Genomic DNA, 22,032 nt, shown 5'->3' with positions numbered 1-22,032 from the left:
TCAGACGACTGTATAGAGTTCATCCTCAACCGGTGGCTCTATGACATCAAATATTTCTTCATCTGCTTCTTCGCCAAAGATCAATATGCGATCCATCTCCTCAGTTAGTACACCAATTTTTGAATAGGGGATCTCTGCTTCTATCATCGCCTGTTCATATGCAGGCGCAACATCTTTGTCGACACTCATGAGCATTGAACCACTTGAAATCAACTTCAACGGATTGATGTTAAAATGCTCGCAGATTTTTTGGGTTAACTCGTGGATTGCAAATTTATTATTGTAAACTTTACACCCCACTTTACTGGCTTCACACATTTCGTAAATAGCCCCCAGAACGCCACCTTCAGTGACATCATGCATTGCAGATACCTTTAGGTGTTTTCCAATTTCACCTTCTCTCAATACACTGATTTGTTCTATAAAAGATTGCGCATCTTGAATTTCATTTTTTGTCAAATAGTCTTTTAGGATTTCCTCTTTTTCCTTAGCTATGATAGCCGTCCCTTCAAGTCCCGCATATTTGGTCATATACAAATAATCACCACTCTTTGCACCACCAGTCATAATAATATCCTCCGCCCTTGTACTTCCAAATGCTGTTACTGAAACGACAATTCGATTTACTGCGTTCGTCATTTCAGTATGACCACCTATAATCTCTATATTCATCGCATTCGCCGCTTTATTGGCATCTACGACAATTTGTTGAATCGATTCTAGAGCAGTGTCCTCTGGGCAGAGCAATGTCATTAAAAGTGCAACTGGTTCAGCACCACTGGAGGCGATATCATTTACGCTCACATGGACTGCAAGTTTGCCAAGTTCCTCTGTTGCGCCAGTAATTGGATCTGTGGTTACAACACATGCATACTCCCCAAATTTAATAGCCGCACAATCCTCACCAACACCGGGTCTAATTAATATATCAGACCTCTGAGGTTTAATTTCATCTATTATAAAATGATTTAAATCCGCATTTGATAATTTCCCAACACTCATACTCACACCTCAATCATATGTTTAATTATACCTCTGACAATCCTCTATATTATATCATAATGGTTTCAAATGACTAACGAATGTCATCAATTTATAATACATTTTCAATTGAAAAAAAATATGTGGTTAGAGTGTCAAAATTCAAAAGTTGAGCAACCCTATACCATATGATGGCGTTTATGGCAAGTACGTCATACCGCATAGGGTATAGAGTTCATGCAAAACTGGATTTTGACACTCAAACTATATGTACTAGAATGATAAAAAAAAGTGTCCCAATTAAATTGAGACACTTTTTATCTTAAAATTTTAAATTACTCTGCAATTTCAGCGAATCCGAAGAACCAATTCGATCTCGTTGTCATTTCCCATCCAACTACTTTTTCTTTTATCATCAAAGTATTTGTATAAGTGTAAATTGGAATATTAACATATGCGCTTTCCATTAAAGCATCTGCTTTGTATAAAGCGTCAAATCTTTCTTGGCCTGGAGCTGTTTTAGCTGTCTCGATTAAACTATCGTACTCAGCATTTTTCCAACGTGGGTAGTTCATTGGTGATTCTGATAAGAACATACCAAGGTATGTCATAGGGTCAGAATAGTCACCTAACCATCCAGCTCTAGCGATTTCATAGTTACCTTCACGTCTAGTATCTTGGAATACAGCCCATTCTTGGTTAGTTAAAGTCACATCGATATTTAAGTTTTGTTTCCACATTTCTTGAATTGCTTCAGCAATTTTCTTGTGGCCTTCGTTTGTGTTGTACATAAGTTCAACAGAAGGGAAGCCTTCGCCATTTGGATATCCAGCTTCAGCTAATAAAGCTTGTGCTTCTTCAATTTGAGCTGTTTCAGATAAACCGAAATTACCAGTTTTTGTACTGAATAAGTTGCCATCAGCATCATATGATGCAGGTGAAACCATATTTAAAGCAGGTACTTGTCCACCTTTTGTTACAGTTTCACAGATTGCTTTTCTATCAATAGCAAGAGATAAAGCTTTTCTTACATTGATATTATCCATAGGTGCTTTTTCAGTGTTTAAAGAGTAGTAGTAAGTACCATCTTGTGGCAAGATATAGAAAGTTGGATCTTCCGCGATAAGTCTTGGAATCTCTTCAGTTGGAGGAGATAAAAACGCATCGATTGATCCACTTTGATATGCTGTTAAAGCAGTCGAAGCTTCAACGATCATAAGCCCTTCAATTCTTTCCAACTTCACTTGATCAGCTCTCCAGTAATTAGGATTTTTAACAAGAACTAATCTGTCGCCACCAACATATGATTCAAGCATAAAAGGACCATTTACGATAGATGCTTCAGGATCAATTGCCCATGCACCATCAGCGCCTTTAGCGACTGCATCTTCTCTTACTGGGAAGAATGTATAGAATGCAGTTAAACCTAAGAAATAAGGTGTCGGTGCTTTTAAAGTAACTTCAAGCGTTTTTTCGTCAATTGCTTTAAATGAATCTACGTTTGCTTCTCCGAAAATCCACGCATATTCAGACGCAGTTTCCTCAGCAAGCACTCTGTTCCAAGACCATTCAAAATCTTGAGCAGTTACTGCTTTACCGTCAGACCATTTTGCATCTCTTAATTTAAAAGTGTAAACTAAGCCATCATCGCTCATTGTGTAACTTTCAGCCATAGCTGGCTCTAATTTCCCGTTGATTTCTCTCATTAAACCTTCGAACATGTTATTGATAACATGACCACCATCAGATGCAGCATTTAAACCTGGATCGATCGTTTTTGGTTCTGAACCAACATTCCAGTATAATACTTGCTCAACAGCAGTTGGTTCTGCAGCTGGTTCTGCAGCTGGTTCCGCTGCTGGTTCTGCAGCAGGTGTAGCTTCAGCAGGTGCAGCTGGCTCTTCTGGTTTAGATCCACAGCCAATAAACATGCTTGCCACTAACATAACTACTAACAGTAATGCTAAATTTCTTTTAAACAAAATAATCCCCTCCAATGTCTTTTTGAATTTTGTATAAGAGAACAGCCCTATAGGACATGCCATTCAGATCATTTGAATCGCTTCACTCAAATGCCAGCCCTTATACATTTTCTTAAAACTGTTAACACTTTATATAAACGCGCTCGAACTGATGTTCAAGCAACATTCATACCAATTTGATTATTGTTACATATTTTTAATCGTAGCGTTAACCTTTTTTAACATAACCATATTATAATATATATTTTTGGATTTTTCAAACTAAATAGTCATTTGTCTACAGTAAAAAAATTGTTATTTTTTAAACAACTTCCATTTACACCTTCTCATCCATTAAATGACAAGCCACAAAATGTTCTGGTTCAACCTCTTTGAGTTCTGGCTCAATCTCTTTACACTTATCAAAAGCATAAATACAACGCGTTCTAAATCTACATCCCGAAGGTGGATTTATTGGACTTGGCACATCACCTTCCAAAATAATCCTTTGTTTTGCTCTTGTCACTTCTGGATCTGGAATTGGAATTGCCGACAGTAAGGCCTGAGTATAAGGATGAAGTGGCTTTTCATACAATGCGTTACTCTCTGCAATCTCAGCCATCTTCCCAAGATACATAACACCAATACGATCAGAGATATGTTTAACCATGGAAAGGTCATGCGCTATAAAGAGATACGTTAACCCAAATTCATTTTGAAGATCTTCAAGCATGTTGACCACTTGAGCTTGGATTGAAACGTCAAGTGCAGAGATTGGCTCATCACAGATGATGAAGTCAGGATCTACTGCAAGTGCTCTAGCAATACCAATACGTTGTCTTTGTCCACCAGAAAATTCATGAGGATATCTACTGGCATGCATCTTACTTAAGCCCACACGTTCGAGTAACTCAAAGATTTTCATTTGTCTATCTTGTCCCGAAGCCAATCCATGAATATCAAGAGGTTCGCCGATAATATCTGAAACCGTCATTCTCGTATTGAGCGAAGCATACGGATCTTGAAAAATCATTTGAATTCTCTTTCTGAAAGGTTTCAATTCATGCTCACTCATTTGGCCAATTTCAGCGCCATCAAAGATGACTTCGCCATCTGTAACGTCATAAAGTCTAATGATGGTTCGACCTGTTGTAGACTTTCCACAGCCTGACTCACCTACAAGTCCCAGTGTTTCACCCTTGTAGATCTTAAAACTGATATCATCAACAGCTTTGACATATTTAATATTTCTTCGAATAATGCCTTTATCTACTTTAAAATATTTTTTGAGGTTTTTTACCTCTAACAATACTTCCTTTTCAGCCATTATTTATCACCTCTCTTTACACCACCAGTAGTTTCTACTTTAGGTGCTTCTGGATCCAATAACCAACATGCTGCACGATGACCTTCATTTGTCACATAAAATTTAGGTGCTTCTTTGACACAAACCTGCATCGCATATGGACATCTCGTTGCAAAAGGACATCCAGTTGGAGGGTTTAATAAATCAGGTGGTGTCCCTGGAATTGGAATTAATCTGTGTTTTTCATTGAGGTCCAATCTTGGAATCGATTTGATCAATCCCATTGTATATGGATGTGTTGGATTGTAGAACACATCTTCTGCAGATCCCTCTTCCATAATCAATCCACCATACATAACGACGATTCGACTGCAAACATCTGCAACAACACCTAAGTCATGTGTAATCAAGATGATTGCCGTATTTACTTTATCTTTTAACTCCTTGAGAAGTTCCAATATTTGGGCCTGTATTGTAACATCCAGTGCCGTTGTTGGCTCATCTGCTATGAGCAAATCTGGCTGACATGAAAGTGCAATGGCAATCATTGCTCTCTGTCTCATCCCACCAGAAAATTCATGTGGAAAGTTATCAACTCTTTGCTCAGGAGATGGAATGCCAACTAATGTAAGCATTTCTATCGCCTTTGCTCTCGCCTCCGATTTGGATAGGCCCTGATGCTTGATAACCGCTTCCATGATTTGATTTCCTATTGTATATACAGGATTAAGTGATGTCATTGGATCTTGGAAAATCATTGCAATTTGATCTCCTCGAATGCTCATCATTTCTTTATTGGATTTAGGCACTAAATCTTCGCCTTTAAACATAATCTGTCCAGATTTAACTTTACCAGGATACTGCAACAGTTTCATAACTGAAAGTGATGTAACGGATTTTCCGCTACCAGACTCTCCAACGATTCCCAGTGCTTCTCCTTTATCAAGGTGAAAACTGACACCTCTTATCGCTTGTACTTCTCCTAAGTGCGTATAGAAAGAAGTATACAGCTCTTTTACGTCTAATAATTTTCCACTCATTCTCAGACTCCTTCCTATTTACGTAATCTTGGGTCAAGCGCATCTCTTAGACCATCGCCTAAGAAGTTAAATGCAAGCACTGTCAAAGAAATAAATGCCGATGGATACAATAACTGATATGCATAAGATCTCAATCCAGGTACTGCATCATTTGCAAGTGTTCCCCAAGAAGCCATCGGTGCATTTACACCAAGACCAATAAAGCTTAGGAATGCCTCTGTAAAGATTGCATTTGGAATCATCATAGCAAGTGAAACAATAATTGGACCCAGTGCATTTGGAATCAGATGTCTAATCATGATTCTCCATGTGCTCGCACCAATTGTTCTCGCTGCAAGTACAAATTCTTGTTCTTTAATACTGAGCACCTGTCCACGAACAATACGTGCCATTCTCACCCAGTAAACCGAACCCAGTGCGATACAAATCGTTTTAAGACCAGGTCCAATAACAACCATGAGCATGATAACATATAATAGCAACGGTACTGTCGAAACAACATCCACGATTCTCATCATAACGTTGTCCGCTTTTCCACCAATATAACCTGATATCCCGCCGTATAAAACACCAATGAAAAACTGTACCATGGTTGCAATAAATGCAATTAGAAGCGAAATTCTAGCACCATATACCAATCTTGCGAACAAATCTCTTCCAAGGCCATCTGTACCAAATTTGTAAACGCCATTAGAAATTTTATCGGTTGGCACTGTGTACACTTGATCATCTACAAGCAATTGAAATTTAATTGCATTCGGATCATTTGATTTTTTTGCTTTAGCAGCAAAACTATAGTCTACAGTGATGGCTTTGCCATCAATTTCATAATGATTTTGTTTTTTCATCAAATCTCTATTTGCTTGCGGCAATTCCATTTTTTCGATGATTTTTCCACCATCTTCAACACGGTAAAGCGTGTATTCTTTATGAACATATAACGTGATGCCATCGCCCACATCAAAAACCTCAAGTTTAGGAGGTAAATTCGACATATCTAGATCTTGATCTGAATAAGCCCAATCTGTAAAGATGTTTCCAAAAGCTGCAAATAAAATCAATAAAAATATGGCACCTAGTCCCAACATGGATAAGACGTTCTTTTTGAGTCGTCTCCAAGCATCTTGCCAGTAGGTTAGACTAGGGCGAATGCTTTCTTTTTGAGCTTCTTGTTTTGAGAGTTTATCCCATTTATTTGACATTGCTATTCCCTCCTAATCACCTAATTTAATTCTTGGATCAATAATACCATATGCGATGTCCACAATGAAAATCATAAAGATCGCAAATGCTGCGTAGAATATTGTCGTCCCCATAATCATCGTATAATCACGGTTACCAACACTTTCCACGAAGAGTTTGCCCATGCCTGGAATAGCAAATATTTTCTCAATAACAAACGAACCTGTTAAGATGGATGCAATGGTTGGTCCCATATATGTGATAACTGGAATCAAAGAATTTTTGAGTGCATGTTTGAAAATGACTCTGAACTCTGATAAACCTTTTGCCCTTGCTGTTCTAATGTAATCTTGTTGCATTACTTCAAGCAAGCTGGATCTTGAAAGTCTAGCAACAAATGAAAGCGAGAATCCCGCTAGTGCTAAACAAGGTCCAACGTAAGATTTAATTTCCTCTAAACCATAGGCAGGTGCCCAACCTAATTTCTCGGCAAACACATATATATACAGCGTGGCCACAACAAAGCTTGGCACTGCAACGCCCAGAGTCGCTAATATAGTCACTAAGTAATCGGGGGCCTTATTCTGATACAAGGCAGATATGATCCCCGCCGGAACACCGAAGAGAATAACAAGCAGCGACGCAATACCCCCTACTTTGGCAGATATCGGAAATCCCTCTTGTATCTTATCCCATACAAAAATACCCGGTCTCGAAAATGATGGACCAAAATCTAATACTACAACGCCTTGAAGATAATCCACATACTGTTTCCATAAAGGGTCATTTAAGTGATACTTCTCATTTAATGCCTCAAGAACTTTTTCCGGTAAAGCCTTTTCTCTAGAAAATGGGCCACCTGGAATTGAGTGCATCAAAAAGAATGTAATCGTGATTACGAACCACAATGTAATAACCATAGATATCAATCTTCTTACAACATATTTGCCCAAACCCTTACACTCCTTTCAAATTTTCAAAATAGTCACACTATTCAGAATACAATTCCATTCACTTTTCTACCGATCACACAAATCCGTAAACTTTGACACTATATTTCTATTCAATTGCATTTCTATTTTGAATAAATAATAATAATTGCACTTGTTTGAATAAAAAATGTCACCCCATCAAAATGAATAAGTGTGAACAATGTGTGAACAGAAAAATACTTTTGTAATGTGTTTGTACTAATGATACCCTAAGTCTCTCTGTTTTTCAATGTTTCTGACTATTTCAACCTATGAATATATTGTAACAAATCTTCTACACAAGTTCGTGTCTGATTGGCAGAACTTCCAATATTCTATAAAAACCATTTTATACGCGATTTGAATAAATGAATTTTGAGACCCAGTGATCTTTCATTTTTTGAATATATTAATTTTCAGTAATCTTGTGATTTCTTTTCTGAAATAAATAAATTCTTATTAAGTTGTCTCAATATAATTTTTGGAAAACAGAATAAATGTCTTTCATGCATAATTACTTCACTACATATTCATGCAGTATTCTTTATAGTCATCCAACATATAATAGAAAAGACCTCATCTGTATTAAAAAAAATTAACATTTTCGCCTCTGAAAAGGCTCCTGTTTTTTCTTTTTAAAATGTAGATGAGGTCTCTTTTGAAATTGAATTCACTTTGATCTTCACACGCTATATCCGTTGAAAATACTTATGTTAATTACCTTGAAGCAACTCCCCAAAGCTCATGTTTTTGATAAAAAAGTCTTTGGTCATGTCTTTAGACTTTTTTACGCCTTTTTCAAGAGTTCTTCAAATTCTGCTTCTGAAATAATCCTTATCCCTAAAGATTTGGCTTTTTCTTCTTTCGATCCTGCATTTTCGCCAGCCACAACCATGTCCGTCTTTTTGGAAACACTGCCACTGGCCTTCCCACCTTGGGCCTCTATAATGCTCTTAATTTCATCTCGAGTGTATTTTTGCATGGTTCCTGTGACAACCACTGTCTTTCCTGAAAAGACACCTTCTTGATCAATTGTCTGTTGACTCTTCAAATCGACACCCAGCGCTTTTAAGCGGTCAATTTGTAGTCTAAAATCTGAACTGGAAAGCGTATTCAGCAGGCTATATGCCATTTTATCACCGAAGTCATTTATATTTCTGAGTGTTTCAAAATCTGCTTCCAACAATTTCGTCAACGACCCAAAGTGCTGTGCAAGTGACTTGGCAGCCTTTTCGCCAATTAGGGGAATCCCAAGGCCGTGGATCAAGCGGTAGAGATCGTTTTGTTTGCTCTCTTCAATGGCCTTGAGCATGTTCTCAACAGACTTTTCCCCAAGGCGTTCAATTGCAATGAGTGCTTCTTTTTTTTCTGACAAGCAATATAGATCCGGGATGCTTTCAATCAAATCATTTTCAAGGAGGGTATCGATGACAGATTCACCGACACCGTCAATGTTCATGGCACTTCTTGAAACAAAATGTGTCAGTTTGCGTTTGATTTTAGCAGGACATTCTTCATTGGGACATCTCACTGCTGCTTCTCCTTCAATCTGAATGACAGCCGTTTCGCAAATTGGACACTTTGTTGGAAATTCATAGGCTTGCGCCGATTCCGGTCGTTGATCCAACTTAACACTTACAACAGCTGGAATCACATCGCCAGCCTTTTGAATGTAAACGGTATCGCCCACTCGGATATCTTTCTCTGCAATATAAGCCTTATTGTGAAGTGTTGCTCTACTGATGATGGAACCTGCAACTTTGACAGGATTGAATTCGGCAAGAGGGGTCAACACACCTGTCCGCCCAACCTGTACTCTGATTTCGCTTATGACCGTTTCTGCAAGTTCTGCTGGAAATTTATATGCAATTGCCCATTTGGGACTTTTCGATGTGACGCCAAGGTGTCTTCGCTGTTCAAAATCATCTACTTTGATCACCAAACCATCGATTTCAAAAGGCAGTTGATGGCGCTCATCAATCATTTGATTACAGTACTGAATCACAGATTCAATATCATCATATTTAACTGGCGTCACCATCTTAAACCCCATTGCCTTGAGTTTTTCAAAGCTTTCAAAGTGCGAAGTTAAGGATAAATTTTGACTACTGGAAATCACTTCAAAAACAAAGATGTCCAGCGGTCTTGCAGCTGCTATTTTAGAATCCAACTGTCTCAGCGATCCAGCCGCTGCATTTCTCGGATTTGCAAAGGCCTCTTTCCCCATAAGGATCTGCGCCTCGTTTAATTTTTGAAACCCCTGCTTAGGCATAAAGACTTCGCCTCTGACCACAAGGTCCACTGCCTCTTCTGTCTTTAGTTTTAAAGGGATTGATTTTATAGTCTTTACATTATTAGTAACTTCTTCTCCTACGACACCATTGCCTCTTGTTGCACCGGTTACCAAATTACTCTCCACATACTTAAGCGCCACTGTTAGGCCATCTATTTTAAATTCGACCACATAAGAGACATCCCCTGAAACTTCCTTCTTCACGCGTTTATCAAATTCTCTCAAATCCTCTGCATTAAAAGCATTATCTAAACTCAACAAAGGCATCTCATGTGTTATTTTAGTGAACCCTTCCAGTACTTCTCCGCCCACACGCTTAGTGGGTGATAATGGTGAATCATACTCCGGATATTGAGCTTCAAGTGCTTTTAAAGATTTCATGAGTGCATCATATTCACTATCTGTAATTTCGGGTTTATCTAAAACATAGTAATTATAATTATGCTGTTCTAATCGTTGTCTTAAAGATTCAATTTCTTGACCAATTGCCAAATGATCTTTCATACTTTTCATCCCTCAATTCATTTTTAATCTACTCTTCTAATAGGGGCTAAGCCCGAATGAATTTTTTTAATTCCGCAACTGTCAAACGCAATTGTGAGCATTTCGCCATCAGCACCCACTGATATAACCAGCCCCATGCCAAAGACTTTATGATTGACTTTCGCCCCGGCAAAATAGGTAGCAGATTGACTGGCGCTAGCTACTGGAGTTGTATTCCCTTGCGTTCCAGAGGCCTTTCCGAAAAAGCTTTGCTTGCTCTTTAATGCATTTTTGCTAAAATAGTTTTCCTTTTTAGGTTTCGGCGGATCAAAACTTGGCATTTCGTTTTGATCCGAAAGATTCTCAAGGATACTTTGATCCATTTCCCTTAAAAACGGGCTCGGATGTCTCGGTTCAAACCGCCCATATTGATTGCGATTTCTAGCATGTGTGACAAACAAACGCTCTTCTGCTCTGGTGATCCCCACGTAACAAAGGCGTCTCTCTTCTTCAAGTTCTTCCGGATCATCCATTGCCCTAAAAGAGGGAAATAAATTGTCTTCAAGCCCCACCAAGAAGACCACTGGAAATTCGAGCCCCTTGGAAGCATGAAGCGTCATCAACAAAACGCCGTCTTCTTGCTCTTCAATGTTATCTTGGTCGCTCCTGAGCGATGTTTCCGCTAGAAAATCTCTTAAATTTGGCGATTCGCTCCGCTTTTCAAACTCTTCTATGACGGTTTTAAATTCATAAATATTATCTATGCGTGCATCTGCTTCAATAGAGCGCTCCAATTCATAGAGTGATATTATATTGAGCTTTTCCAAGAGTTCATCGTAAATCTGAGATACAAAAGCCGTATCCAGCTTTGCTTTCAACCCCATTATGAGTTCATAAAATTCTACAAGACCCTTTTGCGCTTTGGCCCCAATACCCTCAATTTGAGATAAATGTGGGATGCTCTCAAGCAATGAGAGTTCCGTTTTGGATTGAAAGGCTTGTATTTTTTCGATGGTCTTGCCGCCAATACTGCGTTTAGGTTCATTGATCACTCTTATAAAACTCACATCGTCATTTGGATTGACGACAAGTTTCATGTAGGCAAGCAAATCCTTAATTTCCTTGCGCTCGTAGAACTTCAATCCACCGATCACTTTATAGGCCATAGCATTGAGCATCAACTGGTCTTCAAAAGATCTCGATTGCGCATTGGTTCTATAGAGAATCGCAAAGTCAGAGAGTTTATACTCTTTTTCTCGTATAAAAGTTCTGATGCGTTCTATGACAAATTTAGCTTCATCTTTTTCATCATAACCTCTAAAATACCCTATCTTTTCACCAGAATCCTGATCTGTCCAAAGTGATTTATCCCTCCTGTTCGGGTTGTTCACAATGACACTATTGGCAAGGTCCAGTATATTTTTCTTCGATCTGTAGTTCTGTTCCAGCTTAAAGATTTGAGCGCCTGGAAAGTCTTCTTCAAACTCTCTGATATTTCGGATATCAGCCCCACGCCATTTGTAGATGGACTGATCTGCATCCCCGACGACAAACAGATTTCTATTTTTCGCTGCAAGGTATTGAATCAGCGTATACTGCGCTCTGTTGGTATCCTGATACTCGTCCACGTGAATATATTTGAATTTATTTTGATAATAGCTGAGTACATCTTGGTTTTGCTTGAACAACTCTATGGTTTTAAGCATTAGATCGTCAAAGTCCATTGCTTGATTTTGCTTAAGTTTTGCTTGATATAGATAATAGAGCTTTATGAAGCCTTTTTCTCTATAATCACTTGCATTTTGCATATCATAAAGCTCTGGCGTGAGCATGTCATTTTTGGCAGCTGATATTTTAAATTGACTGGTCTTAAGCGGTGTCTGCTTATCGTCTATATTGAGTTCTTTATAGCACGCTTTTAAGAGTGCCTTTTGATCCTGTGTATCATAAATAACAAAATCACTCGTATAACCAATTCGATCTGCATCTCGTCTAAGAATCCTAACACAGATTGAGTGAAAGGTACCCACCCACATTTGAGATGTCACTGGTCCTATAAGTGATCCAATTCTTGTCTTCATTTCGTTTGCCGCTTTATTGGTAAATGTAATGGCCATAATGCCAGATGGAAAAATGTCATGATTTTCTATTAAATTGGCAATCCGATGCGTTAAGACCCTTGTCTTTCCAGAACCAGCGCCTGCCACAACCAAAATTGGACCATCGACGACCTCGACGGCTTTCCTCTGCACATCGTTTAAGATGCTTAAATCCATTTGTTACCTCCTCATATCGTTTGGGTTCTAAAGCATTTACAAAAAGCTCGCTTGAAATTTTAATCCGCGTTTCACAAATGCCATTATATGATCAAATTAATGAGCAATCCCTGTATTTCACCCACTTTTTTTAGTATGTTAATCTCTTTGTGTTCTCGCTTTAAAATCAAATCCGTAAGTTCCGTCAATTTGCTATCTATTTCGACTACAGTTCTCATCACTTTATTTCGACCAGTTCTTGAAAAACCTCGTCTTTCCCTGATTTCAAACCCCTTATGAACCGTTTCTTCAATGAAGTCCTTAATCATTTTTTTGTATTCAAATAGGGATTCAACCGTTCGATTTTCTATAAGCGCATGACCTTTTCGATCAATTTCGTCAAGCGCTTTTTGAAGTGCCTCTTTTTGCTGATCATAATCCTTATGCGCCAAAATTTCTGTAAAACTGATCTTTCCAACAGCGCTTGAAGCAGACGTTTCCGCTTTTTTGACGGCACTACCACTTGCCGGTTTAGATGTTTTTGATGTTTTACTTACTTTCATAAGATCTTCACACTCCCTATAGTCTCATATATTATACAGGATTCTCAGCATAAACGAAAGGCTGTCCTATAAAGTTGTTATCCAATTGCCAGTAAAAAAATCGGCTCAAAGCATCTCACAATGCCTCAAACCGATTTCAAGTAATTATTATTTTGGTGCTATTATGCCTTAATTTGCCCCTGTTCCTTCTCGAGTTTTTCAACGGTTGAACTGATCAAACCGATCAGCGCATAGATCTGTGGCGGCATATTATCCCTGAGATCATTTTTAATCATGTGCTTCAATTTGCTTGGATCTTCTTCTATGGATTTACCCGCCTCATTGGCTTCCTTAATAAGCGTTTCCGATACTGACATAAAGTCATCTATTTTTACATTTTGTTCATATGGATTCAACGGTTTGAGCTTATTCATATTTTAAAATCAAATCCTTTCTTGGCGTCGTAATGATATGGTTCACTTGGTGCGATTTCACCTGTTAGAGTAAAAGGTTTTTCGGCTTTGTAGGGTTCCAAATGAGCGACGTCAAATGCATAACCAATGGCATTGACTTCCTGCTCCAATGCACTAAAGGCCTCTGAGAATACTGCCACATGGTCATTCATTACAGTGACCGAAACTTTTTCATCCTTAATTTGTATTTTAATCCCGGTTTCACCGAGATGCTTAAGTGTCATGCCAAAATAGAGTTCTGAATTCTTGTAGTCCAGCGTTTCATTGTTATTATTGCCAGTCATGTAAACCTTCATATTATTGATTTCAAGATCATCTTCAAAAGGTAAATTAAAAAATTGAAAACGTTGTCCCCCTTGCTGGTTCTGACCAGAATCATTCATCATTTGCTGCCCTGTAAGACTCATGAGCGTCTCTTCGATATTTCGATTCGAACTGTCTTCTTTCATCAACTTGAGCAAAATTTCTTTAATATTTTCATTAATGTGATCCATCTTAGTCACATCCGTTTTCTTTGAAAGCGCTTCAGCTGTTTCTACTTCATGATTTAACCCAAGGCTTCTCAATACTTCTAAGATATCACGTGCGGATCGATCTCCACTCATATCCTTTTGAAGATCTAAAATTTTGGAAACTTCCTCTTTGAGTGTTGTTGATTTAACCTGAGCTCTTTCCGCCTCCGGTCTCAACATTTCAAGTGTTTCTTTGACCCTTTCCGTGGCAAAACTCTGAATTTTTTTAGGATTCATATTCACATGTATTTTCTGGAGCTGTTCATGTGTTTCTTTTATGAGACCAATGGCTTTTTCCACATCACCACTCAAAAGATACTTTTGTGCATTTGCCAGTTGTCCTGACATCACCAATAATTTTTTCTCTGTTCCCATATCTGTATATAGAGCAACTTCACTCTTCATAATGGTTTTTTCGAGAAGATTAATGGCCTTTTGTACGGACTCTTCGGTGGGCATTTGATCTGTGCGCGTCATATGGACCAACTCATCCTTTGTCGCTTCAAATTCGGCCTGCAATGCAGCAGATTTTTCCGTAATCGTTTCCACGATATAGGTTTTAACATCAAAAGATTGCAAGATATCTTGATGGGTTTGTGTAACTGCACCTAACATTTGTTCCAGAGCAAACAGAATTGTGGCTTCATCCAGTTCAGGCGTTGAAGTCCATCCCTGTGCGTCACCTTCAGCGTTTGCATGATCGACTTTTGTAGAGCCATCTTCTTTTGGATTTGAAACATCAGATTCTACGGCTTCACCCAGAGTGTCTTTTAAAAAGTCACTGATAAACGTTTTCACCGTTGGGTCACTATTTACTAATACTTCTAATGAATGGATTCCCTTTGAACTTCTAGAATCCGCCTGCAAATCGGATACCATCTCTTTTAACACAGAGAGTAGTGCATCTGGATTCAAAGACTTTGCCTCTGACGCCTTTTCCGATGCTTTAATGGCATCAATAAGTTCTTGAATCCGCATGACATCATTTTGAAAATTTAAACTGCCCTGATTGGCATCTACAGGCTGATTTGGATTTATACCGATGGACAAAATTGCAGTAATCTGGTCAGGCGTTAACGCAACCTCTTTAGCAAGAGAGATCATGGCGTCCGATAAATCCTTTAAGCCACCAGACTCTAAAACGCCTTTGAGCATATCTCGATATTGCTCGGGGAGTGTATCAACAATCTGTTTTGCAACTGCTTTAACAGCGTCTTTTATACTTGCACCCTCTCTTATGGCAGTTTTAAGCGCTTCCTTTAAATTCTCCGGCAGTTTCAGATTGTCGATGATATCCTCTAGTTTTTTACCCTCTGGACCTTCCGTTCCAATGGATTCATCCTTCTTAGGCAAGAGAATTTCCACATCCATATCGGGATTTTCTGTAAGCGCACTGTGAATGGTTTCTAAATTATCTTCATTTATATCGATCCCTTTATAGAGTGCAATCTCAACCGTGTTGAGTTTATCATTTAAAGGGCCTTCTGTTTTCTTTACAAAATCATCGATGGTCTTGACTTCTTTTTCCGATAAATTAACTTGATACTTGGATGCCAATTGATTGACACCTGGCGTTTTACTCTTGAAGCTTTCAAGTAACTTCTCACCAGTGCTTTGCTCTCTTGGCTTTAAATTATATTTTTGCTCTGATTTTAAAGATTGCAAGAGTTGATTTATTTTCATGTGAGTCTCCTTTTAGCTCTATCGGATTCCTAACCATTATTCTAAAATTTTTTTTACTATAAGGTTTATCGGCAAAAAAATGAATTCTCATCAGTTCAAAAATGAGAAACTGCTATTATTGTATCAACAGAATCTATTTTCCAATTCAAATCTTGTCTTCATGGAATGGATCTATTAAAGATAGGCTTTTTATTTTTGTATAAAAAACACCTCCTACCTATAGATTCGACACAAGGTAGGAGGTTTCCATTTTGCATTTTGCATTTTGGGTATTTTTGAAGGAGCTGTCTTTTTCCGACAGTTCCTTTGTCTTGTTATATCAGATCCTTCTCTCTATTAAATGCATCACTCTAATTCACTTAACATCTCTTGCTTTTCTTTTGATTTTTGAACGCTTTGCTCATGCAGCGTCGTCATTGTAACCGATGCAAGTACAAGAGCCCCGCCAATAAACTGTCTTGCAGAAATCAATGTTCCCATATAGAAAAAACTAAAGATAATGGTGACAATGGGTAAAAAATTTATAAAAATTGAGGCCTCTGTAATACCAAGCAAGTTCATTGCTTTGGCATAATAGTAAAACCCTAAAACAGAAGCAAATATACTCAGAAAAATCAAATGGAAAAACGCTTCAAATCCAACAGCATGCCAGTTATTTGATTCAAAGAATATGAACGGTATAAAAAAAGGAATACTGTGTAAGAACTGGTAATAGATAATCGTTAAATAAGAATACCTTTCAAACAAGGGCTTTGATGATAAAGCATAGACAACCCATGCCACAACAGCTCCCAGCATCATCAAGTATCCCATACTCTCCTTTGCATTAAAAAGTTCACTCAACTTTATATCCACAATAAAGACTACTCCCAATACCGATAATAAAACTGCAAATAAATCAGTTCTATCAAATTTTCGCTTATAAATAATCGCTTCAAATATCAATGTGAATACAGGTATTGCCGAGATAATAAGCGCAGCTGGTGATGCTGAGATATATTTAATCCCAGTATTTTCAAAAAAGAAATAAATACCAATACCAATGCCACCTGCAAGCAAAAATAAAATTCGATCCTTTGATGCTATTTTAAGAGATTGGTTTGTCATTTTCATAGCCACATATAAAAGCGCAGTGGCAATCACAAATCTAATCGAACCTATAGTCATCGGTCCAAGTACACCTAATAAAAACTCTGTACTTACAAAAGAAATGCCCCACGTTATAACGGGGACTAATACACTCAATAAACCTTTAGTTTTTCTTGTCATTCCTGCCACCTTCTTCAAGGTCAATTATATCATGAACTTCGTGGCAATGACAATCCTCAGATTTGACGGAACAACTCATACATTTGCCTGCTTTTACCTGCTTAACAGACTTTCGAATAATCGTAAAGGCATAAAGCGCAATTAAAATACCTATAACTAATGTGACTACAGTGCCCATGTAAACCTCCTATCCAGTTTAAACACAGATTAAAAGAGTAATAAACCCACTCTATAAAATATAAAAGCAACTACCCAAGCTACCACAAATTGGTAAACCACTGAAAAGCCTGTCCACTTCCATGAATTGGTTTCTCTTTTGATAACGCCTATAACCGCAACGCATGGCGTATAGAGCAGTACAAAGACCATAAAGACATAGGCTGTAAGCGGCTCAAATGTATCTGAGAGCGCAGTCAAGAAAGACATAGAACCATCTGTAACGCCAAGAACAATCGCCATGTTGGAAATAATCATCTCTTTAGCAAGCATTCCCGTCAATAGAGACAATGAAATTTGCCACGATCCAAAACCGAGCGGTTTCATAATCGGAGCCATTAATTTGCCAATGCCAGCACCAAAGCTTTCATTGATCGGAACCATCCCAGTGGTATTAAAATTAAGTGTAAACCAGAGGATCACTGAAGCTGCAAAAATAATGGTTCCCGCCTTCACTAAATAACCCTTTACACGTTCCCAAACATGAACAAATAGTGATTTAAAATTGGGCAATCTATATACTGGTAATTCCATAATAAAGTGAGATTCATTCTCCCTAAAAATTGTCTTTCTAAAAATAACTGCCACAAGTAGAGCCACCACTATGCCGAGCACATAAAGCGAGAAGGTCACCAGCGTTTCGTAGCCTTTAAAGAACACAGAGGCAAACAACACATACACTGGAAATCTAGCCCCACAAGATACAAAAGGATTGATCAAAATGCTCAAGAGTCGATCTTTTTCATTTTCAATCGTTCTCGTGGCCATAATTGCAGGCACATTACAGCCAAATCCCAAAATCATAGGCACAAATGTGCGACCGTTTAGTCCAAACTTAGACATCCATTTATCCATAATATAGGCCACTCTAGCCATATAACCACTATCTTCTAAAAGTGAGATGAAGAAAAATAAGATCGCAATGTTGGGCACAAATGTCAGAACACCACCTACACCACCGATTATGCCATCCACCACAAGCTGATTCATCCAGTCAGCTACACCGATATTGGATAGCACCGTGTTTACAAAAGGTCCAAGGATGTCAGAGAAAAACACATCTATTGAATCTAAAAATATACCGCCTACTTTAAACGTCATATAAAACACAAAGGCCATAATGGCCAAAAATACTGGAAACCCAATGTATTCATTTAAAATCCAATTGTCCAGTTTAGCGGTTTTAGTGTCGTAAGCCGTACTGCCCTTTATTAATACTTGTTTTAATAGAGCATCAATGTATTCATATCTGAGTTTAGAGGCTTCACTTTCTGAAAAAAGCCCCTGCTCAATCTCATTGAGCAATTCAGTTGCTTTTAAATAATCTGGCTTTGGCACATCTGCCATCTGTATGGCTTGGTCCAAAAGCTGATCGATATTGAGCTTATTTTGGGCAGAAATTAAAACAACCGGAAAGCCCAATTGTTTACTCAATGTTTCAACATCTATTTGAATGTCTTTTTTATGCAATTCATCCATCATGTTAATGGCTAAAATCATTGGCGTCTTAAGTGCCATTAACTGTGTGGTCAGATAGAGATTTCTTTCAAGCAAGGTGCCATCAACCACATTGATGACCACATCCGGTTTTTCATTGACAATATAATCCTTTGCAACAATTTCTTCCATTGTGAAAGGTTCTAAGCTATATATCCCCGGTAAATCCACAAGGTTAAAAAGACACTCTCTATATTTTTTCTTACCCTCTTTTTTTTCGACCGTTACTCCCGGCCAGTTGCCCACATAATGATTACCACCTGTCAACGTATTGAACAACGTTGTCTTACCTGAATTCGGATTGCCTGCAATGGCAACATGTATCTTTTTCATAATTTCATCAGCCCCCATTAAGCATTTAAGGGTGTCACGTCAAGCATTGCCGCAACTTGATCTGAAAAAGCAAGTCTCGTGCCTCTGATTTCCACCACCATTGGCCCATTTTTAGTCTTGAGGACTGGCATAAAACGCACCCCATCTGTAAGGCCCATATCTCTAAGCTTACGCTTTAATTTATCACTGCCGTTAATTGTATTTAAAACAACATGTTTACCCATCATTACATTTGTCAAAGCCATAACAATCTCCTTTATGCTGATAATGAATCTCATTCACACTTTAATTTTAGCACGAATGATAATCATTGTCAATCTTAGACCCCTAAAAAAGACGTATGCCTCATAGTGCTTCTACGTCTATATTTCTATTTTTATTACGACTTTATCATTCATAGGTTTTTCAAATATGCATTTAACTCTGCATGACATTCTTTTCAATGGCTTTAACAGCCACATAAGCACTTGAAAATGCCCACTGTAAGTTATAGCCACCCGTGTCGCCGTCCACATCCAGCACTTCTCCAGCAAAGTACACCCCATCTAGAAGAAGCGATGCCATGGTCTTCGGATTCACTTCTTGGGTAGATACCCCTCCCACAGTGACCATTGCCTGCTTAAAACCCTGTAATTCATCTATGATGATTTCATACTGCGTCAGCCATTTGAGCATGTCTTTTCGTTGCAACTTAGAAAGCGTCGCCATCTTCTCCTGACCACTCAATTGAAGTGCTTTTAGAAGTGCCGCCTTAAATTTATCACCCAACTTCAGTTGATTTAGCCAATAGGCCAAAAGCTTGTCCCCTGCCACTTCAAGAAATGACTTTTCAAGTGCCTGTGAGGTGACGCCAACTAAATTGACCAATAGATGATCTCCCTTGTGAAACACTCTGCTATTATTTAGGATCACAGGCCCACTCACACCAAAATGAGTAAACAGCAAATCACCTTTATAGGTTTTGCCAGATCCGCTTCTAATTTCAGATCGACCTAGCTGAAGCTTCGTTTGACCTGACGCAACGTGTGTGAGTTCAACATCATTTAAGGTTATTCCCGACCAGTCAAGTGTACTTATCTTACCAGAGACAACACCAGTGAGTCCTGGTCTCGGTTCAACAATTTCATGCCCAAAAGATTTTGCGAGTCTATAGCCATCACCTTCAGAGCCCAAAGCTGGATACGATTTGCCCCCAGTTGCAATCAAAATGTGTCGCGTATCGAAAGCACCTCTGTCCGTGATTACTGTGAACGCATCTTTTTTTTTTATAATCTCAACGACCGCTGTTTCCACATGTATTTTCTTTTTTGAAGCCTTAGTGATAGACGTGCTCAGTGCCTTTACCACTGTTTTTGCATCCAAGCATTTCGGAAAGACTTTGCCATCTTCTCGTTCAAAGCACTCTATGCCTATCGCTTTAAAATACGCAATGGTCTGCCTATTGTCAAACTGAGTAAGAGCAGGTTTTACAAAACGCTTATGTCCACCATATTGACCCATAAAATGACTCATGTATCCACCGTGCGTCAGATTGCACTGCCCCCCTCCTGAAACCATGAGTTTAAGGCCAACACGGTCCTTTTTTTCCAAAACTACCAAATCTAATTGATTGGATACCGATGCTGCAAATAACCCGGCAGCACCACCACCTATTATTACTAAATCATAACTCATGCTCAAGTCTCCTAACACTACAAATCTACGTTCTAAACCCGTAGCATTCTTTTTCTGTTTAAATAAACTGCGTTTATTCATATGTCCCTTTTATTTTGTCCCTTTTATTCAGAACTCTTTTTGACACTTTATCAGATTCCCCTTTTCTTATTATACCGAATCAAGTTATAATATTAGCATTGGGGGTGATGAAACTGACTTTACACGCACACGAAGCTTCTAAAATTATAAATGCTTTAAGAAACGGTGTAGCACCCGTCGGTTTGACGGAAAACTTGATTTTTGGCAGGCAAAGAGAACTCACGGAGTTTAATCGTTGTTTTTCTGCACTGAAAAATGGAGAGAGCATTGTCAAAATCATCACTGGTGAATACGGTGCTGGCAAATCGCACCTAGTTCATGCCATCAAAAATTTAGCGCTCCAAGGCGATTACATCATTGCTTCATTCCAAGTCAATGGTGGCTTTAGATTGAATAAAATGGATGATCTCTACTATGCCATCATGCATAATCTCTATATGAAAGGGGCGCATTTTGAAAAAACATCTTTTAACGAGATCTTCGACCTATGGATTGAAAATCTTCAAACCGCACCCTTTCCCAATCAAAAACGTGTTGAAATAAATACAGTGTGTCAAGAAATTTCGAAATACAACATGAATTTTGCACGTGCTTTCTTAATGTTCATGCGTGGTCGCATTCAGCGCAATCAGGAAATGCAAAATGTAACGACTTCTTGGCTCACAGGTGAAAAAAATATTCCTTTTGAACTGAAACAAAAATACGATCTCATTGGGCATGTGGATAAAACAAACACTCTAGATTTTCTAAAAGCCTTTTCTAAACTAATCCATTTATTAGGTTATAATGGGTTGATTGTATTTATTGACGAACTCGATCAAATCATCTCAGAACGACGTGATTATAGAGCACTTGCCTATAATAATTTAAAGCATCTCATCGATTTAAGCGCTTCTGGCGAAATGGCGCATAGCATGTTTGTCTTTTCAGGTACACCTAATTTATTATCAGATTATGAAAAGGGCTTTATGTCTTTAGAAGCGCTCTCACAACGCCTTAATCTGCCACTTGACCCCGATGTAAGTGATCCTCGCCAAACCGTCATTCACCTTGAAAGAATATCTGAAGATGCCATTTTATCACTTGTGCACCAACTTATTGAACTCTACCAAATTCAAGATGAACCGCTGGATAAAATGCCGTCTCCACAGGATGTCCTCAGAACAATAGATGCCTCCAACCTCAAAACAACAAGACATGTTGTCACTAAGGCCGTACAATACTTGGATACTTTTTTGAAGTAAACTTCTCCTTTAAAGCAAACTTATCCAGTTTGCACG

Annotated in this window: 17 protein-coding genes; 1 reads left to right on the top strand and 16 read right to left on the bottom strand. The window is 38.4% G+C overall.

Annotated features, from left to right (window positions below; all coding sequences use genetic code 11):
- The 16 genes from ISU02_RS19210 to ISU02_RS19135 form a co-directional block, all read right to left on the bottom strand.
- Positions 1-1,002, bottom strand: coding sequence for an AIR synthase family protein (locus ISU02_RS19210; RefSeq protein ID WP_194703475.1), 1,002 nt, complete (start codon positions 1,000-1,002; stop codon positions 1-3).
- Between the two features lie 314 nt (positions 1,003-1,316).
- Positions 1,317-2,963, bottom strand: coding sequence for a peptide ABC transporter substrate-binding protein (locus tag ISU02_RS19205; RefSeq protein ID WP_228727889.1), 1,647 nt, complete (start codon positions 2,961-2,963; stop codon positions 1,317-1,319).
- A gap of 316 nt (positions 2,964-3,279) precedes the next feature.
- Positions 3,280-4,269 (bottom strand): ABC transporter ATP-binding protein, encoded by a 990-nt coding sequence (locus ISU02_RS19200; RefSeq protein WP_194703473.1) that lies wholly within the window; start codon positions 4,267-4,269, stop codon positions 3,280-3,282.
- Positions 4,269-5,288 carry an ABC transporter ATP-binding protein gene (locus ISU02_RS19195; protein WP_194703472.1) on the bottom strand — a complete coding sequence of 340 codons (1,020 nt, stop codon included), beginning with the start codon at positions 5,286-5,288 and terminating at the stop codon, positions 4,269-4,271. The genes ISU02_RS19200 and ISU02_RS19195 overlap by 1 nt, the downstream gene beginning before the upstream one ends.
- Positions 5,289-5,302: 14 nt before the next feature.
- The gene (locus tag ISU02_RS19190; protein WP_194703471.1) at positions 5,303-6,490 is read right to left on the bottom strand and encodes an ABC transporter permease; all 1,188 of its coding nucleotides are present in this window, start codon (positions 6,488-6,490) and stop codon (positions 5,303-5,305) included.
- Positions 6,491-6,502: 12 nt separating this feature from the next.
- On the bottom strand, positions 6,503-7,423 hold the full coding sequence (locus ISU02_RS19185) for an ABC transporter permease (protein ID WP_194703470.1): 921 nt from the start codon (positions 7,421-7,423) through the stop codon (positions 6,503-6,505).
- Between the two features lie 805 nt (positions 7,424-8,228).
- The gene (ligA, locus tag ISU02_RS19180; RefSeq protein WP_207736422.1) at positions 8,229-10,238 is read right to left on the bottom strand and encodes an NAD-dependent DNA ligase LigA; all 2,010 of its coding nucleotides are present in this window, start codon (positions 10,236-10,238) and stop codon (positions 8,229-8,231) included.
- Positions 10,239-10,261: 23 nt separating this feature from the next.
- Positions 10,262-12,493 carry a DNA helicase PcrA gene (gene pcrA / locus ISU02_RS19175; protein ID WP_194703468.1) on the bottom strand — a complete coding sequence of 744 codons (2,232 nt, stop codon included), beginning with the start codon at positions 12,491-12,493 and terminating at the stop codon, positions 10,262-10,264.
- 83 nt (positions 12,494-12,576) lie between these two features.
- Positions 12,577-13,035 (bottom strand): YaaR family protein, encoded by a 459-nt coding sequence (locus tag ISU02_RS19170; RefSeq protein WP_194703467.1) that lies wholly within the window; start codon positions 13,033-13,035, stop codon positions 12,577-12,579.
- A gap of 161 nt (positions 13,036-13,196) precedes the next feature.
- Entirely contained in the window at positions 13,197-13,448 is a 252-nt protein-coding gene (locus ISU02_RS19165; protein WP_194703466.1) for a hypothetical protein, read from the bottom strand.
- Positions 13,445-15,682 (bottom strand): hypothetical protein, encoded by a 2,238-nt coding sequence (locus ISU02_RS19160; protein WP_194703465.1) that lies wholly within the window; start codon positions 15,680-15,682, stop codon positions 13,445-13,447. The genes ISU02_RS19165 and ISU02_RS19160 overlap by 4 nt, the downstream gene beginning before the upstream one ends.
- A gap of 345 nt (positions 15,683-16,027) precedes the next feature.
- Positions 16,028-16,951 carry a DMT family transporter gene (locus tag ISU02_RS19155; protein ID WP_194703464.1) on the bottom strand — a complete coding sequence of 308 codons (924 nt, stop codon included), beginning with the start codon at positions 16,949-16,951 and terminating at the stop codon, positions 16,028-16,030.
- Positions 16,935-17,129, bottom strand: coding sequence for a FeoB-associated Cys-rich membrane protein (locus ISU02_RS19150; protein WP_194703463.1), 195 nt, complete (start codon positions 17,127-17,129; stop codon positions 16,935-16,937). Before ISU02_RS19150 ends, ISU02_RS19155 begins: the two co-directional genes overlap by 17 nt.
- Positions 17,130-17,158: 29 nt before the next feature.
- A complete protein-coding gene (feoB, locus tag ISU02_RS19145; RefSeq protein WP_228727888.1) occupies positions 17,159-18,997 on the bottom strand; it encodes a ferrous iron transport protein B in 1,839 nt (612 codons plus the stop codon).
- Positions 18,998-19,014: 17 nt separating this feature from the next.
- Positions 19,015-19,242 (bottom strand): FeoA family protein, encoded by a 228-nt coding sequence (locus ISU02_RS19140; RefSeq protein ID WP_194703461.1) that lies wholly within the window; start codon positions 19,240-19,242, stop codon positions 19,015-19,017.
- Positions 19,243-19,414: 172 nt separating this feature from the next.
- Complete coding sequence (locus ISU02_RS19135) at positions 19,415-20,671, bottom strand: BaiN/RdsA family NAD(P)/FAD-dependent oxidoreductase (protein WP_194703460.1); 1,257 nt, start codon at positions 20,669-20,671, stop codon at positions 19,415-19,417.
- A 188-nt stretch (positions 20,672-20,859) separates the two neighbouring features.
- Between ISU02_RS19135 and ISU02_RS19130 the strand changes: the two genes are divergently transcribed.
- Positions 20,860-21,996 (top strand): BREX system ATP-binding domain-containing protein, encoded by a 1,137-nt coding sequence (locus ISU02_RS19130; protein WP_194703459.1) that lies wholly within the window; start codon positions 20,860-20,862, stop codon positions 21,994-21,996.
- Positions 21,997-22,032 lie beyond the last annotated feature (36 nt).

The sequence above is a fragment of the Fusibacter ferrireducens genome (assembly GCF_015352425.1).
Classification (GTDB): Bacteria; Bacillota; Clostridia; order Peptostreptococcales; family Acidaminobacteraceae; genus Fusibacter_A; species Fusibacter_A ferrireducens.
This window is presented reverse-complemented; position numbering and strand designations above follow the sequence as displayed.

Bases quoted from the DNA above. Each gene is read 5' to 3' on its own strand.
- ISU02_RS19210 (WP_194703475.1), bottom strand. From the start codon at position 1,002: ATGAGTGTTGGGAAATTATCAAATGCGGATTTAAATCATTTTATAATA.
- ISU02_RS19200 (WP_194703473.1), bottom strand. From the start codon at position 4,269: ATGGCTGAAAAGGAAGTATTGTTAGAGGTAAAAAACCTCAAAAAATAT.
- ISU02_RS19195 (WP_194703472.1), bottom strand. From the start codon at position 5,288: ATGAGTGGAAAATTATTAGACGTAAAAGAGCTGTATACTTCTTTCTAT.
- ISU02_RS19190 (WP_194703471.1), bottom strand. From the start codon at position 6,490: ATGTCAAATAAATGGGATAAACTCTCAAAACAAGAAGCTCAAAAAGAA.
- ligA (WP_207736422.1), bottom strand. From the start codon at position 10,238: ATGAAAGATCATTTGGCAATTGGTCAAGAAATTGAATCTTTAAGACAA.
- pcrA (WP_194703468.1), bottom strand. From the start codon at position 12,493: ATGGATTTAAGCATCTTAAACGATGTGCAGAGGAAAGCCGTCGAGGTC.
- ISU02_RS19170 (WP_194703467.1), bottom strand. From the start codon at position 13,035: ATGAAAGTAAGTAAAACATCAAAAACATCTAAACCGGCAAGTGGTAGT.
- ISU02_RS19165 (WP_194703466.1), bottom strand. From the start codon at position 13,448: ATGAATAAGCTCAAACCGTTGAATCCATATGAACAAAATGTAAAAATA.
- ISU02_RS19160 (WP_194703465.1), bottom strand. From the start codon at position 15,682: ATGAAAATAAATCAACTCTTGCAATCTTTAAAATCAGAGCAAAAATAT.
- ISU02_RS19155 (WP_194703464.1), bottom strand. From the start codon at position 16,951: ATGACAAGAAAAACTAAAGGTTTATTGAGTGTATTAGTCCCCGTTATA.
- ISU02_RS19150 (WP_194703463.1), bottom strand. From the start codon at position 17,129: ATGGGCACTGTAGTCACATTAGTTATAGGTATTTTAATTGCGCTTTAT.
- feoB (WP_228727888.1), bottom strand. From the start codon at position 18,997: ATGAAAAAGATACATGTTGCCATTGCAGGCAATCCGAATTCAGGTAAG.
- ISU02_RS19140 (WP_194703461.1), bottom strand. From the start codon at position 19,242: ATGGCTTTGACAAATGTAATGATGGGTAAACATGTTGTTTTAAATACA.
- ISU02_RS19135 (WP_194703460.1), bottom strand. From the start codon at position 20,671: ATGAGTTATGATTTAGTAATAATAGGTGGTGGTGCTGCCGGGTTATTT.
- ISU02_RS19130 (WP_194703459.1), top strand. From the start codon at position 20,860: ATGAAACTGACTTTACACGCACACGAAGCTTCTAAAATTATAAATGCT.